A 1,604-nucleotide genomic window follows, 5' to 3' on the forward strand; every position below is an offset into this window, starting at 1 on the left:
CGACGTGATTCCGGAAGTCGTCGGCGCGCTGCTCGACCGGCGCCCGGCGGATGCGGCCGAATTCGTGATGCCGACCGAATGCCCGGTGTGCGGCTCGAAGATCGAGCGCCTGCCGGACGAGGCGATCGCGCGCTGCACGGGCGGGCTGTTCTGCCCGGCGCAGCGCAAGCAGGCGCTGTGGCATTTCGCGCAACGCCGCGCGCTCGACATCGACGGCCTCGGCGAGAAGATCATCGACCAGCTCGTCGAGCTGAATCTCGTGCGCACGCCGGCTGACCTGTTCAATCTGGGCTTCGCGACGCTGGCCGAACTCGACCGGTTCGCCGAGAAGTCCGCGCAGAACCTGATCGATTCGCTCGAGAAGGCCAAGCATACGACGCTCGCGCGCTTCATCTACGGGCTCGGCATCCGCCATGTCGGCGAATCGACCGCGAAGGATCTCGCGAAGCATTTCGGCTCGCTGACGCCGATCATGGACGCGTCGATCGAGGAACTGCTCGAAGTCAACGACGTCGGGCCGATCGTGGCCGAGTCGCTCCACCAGTTCTTCGCGGAGGAGCACAACCGGACCGTGATCGAGCAGTTGCGCGCGCCGGGCAAGGTCACGTGGCCCGAAGGGCCGCCCGCGCCGAAGGCGCCGCAGGGCGTGCTGGCCGGCAAGACGGTCGTGCTGACGGGCACGCTGCCGAATCTCACGCGCGATGCGGCGAAGGAGATGCTCGAAGCGGCGGGCGCGAAAGTGGCCGGTTCGGTGTCGAAGAAGACGGATTACGTGGTCGCGGGCGCCGAAGCCGGCAGCAAGCTCGCGAAGGCCGAGGAACTCGGCATCCCCGTGCTGGACGAAGATGGTCTGCACCAACTCCTGGAGGGCAATACGCCATGATTCGCGAGATCCTGAAGATGGGCGATCCGCGCCTGCTCGAAATCGCCCAGCCGGTCGAGCGGTTCGATACACCCGAGCTGCACGAGATCGTCGCGGACATGTTCGAGACGATGCACCACGCGAACGGCGCGGGGCTCGCCGCGCCGCAGATCGGCATCGGGCTGCAGATCATCATCTTCGGCTTCGGCAACAACAACCGCTACCCGGATGCGCCGCCGGTGCCGGAGACCGTGCTGATCAACCCGAAGGTCGAGTACCTGCCGCCGGACATGGAAGAGGGCTGGGAAGGCTGCCTGTCGGTGCCGGGCATGCGCGGCGTCGTCAGCCGCTACGCGAAGGTGCGCTACAGCGGCTTCGACCAGTTCGGCCAGAAGATCGATCGCGTCGCCGAGGGGTTCCATGCGCGCGTGGTCCAGCATGAGTACGATCACCTGATCGGCAAGCTGTATCCGATGCGGATCACCGATTTCACGCGCTTCGGTTTCACCGAGGTGCTGTTCCCCGGGCTCGATCCGGCCGACGACGACTGATCGTCCGCGCTTCTGCGGAAAAGAAAAAGCCCGCTTGAGCGGGCTTTTTCATTGGATCGCGCACTGGGTGCGCCTGAGGTCAGAACGTCTCGTCGGCGGACAGATAGCGCCATTGGCCTTGCGGCAGCGCGCCGAGCATCACGCGACCCATGCGCACGCGTTTCAGGCCGATCACGTCGAGGCCGACCAGT

2 protein-coding genes and 1 pseudogene are annotated in these 1,604 nt (G+C 66.0%); 2 read left to right on the forward strand and 1 reads right to left on the reverse strand.

The window, feature by feature from the left end; all coding sequences use genetic code 11:
• Both ligA and def read left to right on the forward strand, forming a co-directional pair.
• The coding region (gene ligA, locus JMF90_RS36365) for an NAD-dependent DNA ligase LigA (protein ID WP_201326277.1) at positions 1-883 on the forward strand (883 nt) is incomplete at its 5' end.
• Complete coding sequence (gene def, locus JMF90_RS36370) at positions 880-1,413, forward strand: peptide deformylase (RefSeq protein ID WP_011549538.1); 534 nt, start codon at positions 880-882, stop codon at positions 1,411-1,413. The genes ligA and def, both read left to right, overlap by 4 nt.
• Before the next feature lie 79 nt (positions 1,414-1,492).
• Here the strand turns inward: def and JMF90_RS36375 are convergent.
• Positions 1,493-1,604 (reverse strand): annotated as a pseudogene (locus tag JMF90_RS36375) (pseudouridylate synthase); the annotation flags it as partial.

The organism is Burkholderia sp. E168m23 (assembly GCF_016586125.1).
GTDB lineage: Bacteria > Pseudomonadota > Gammaproteobacteria > Burkholderiales > Burkholderiaceae > Burkholderia > Burkholderia orbicola.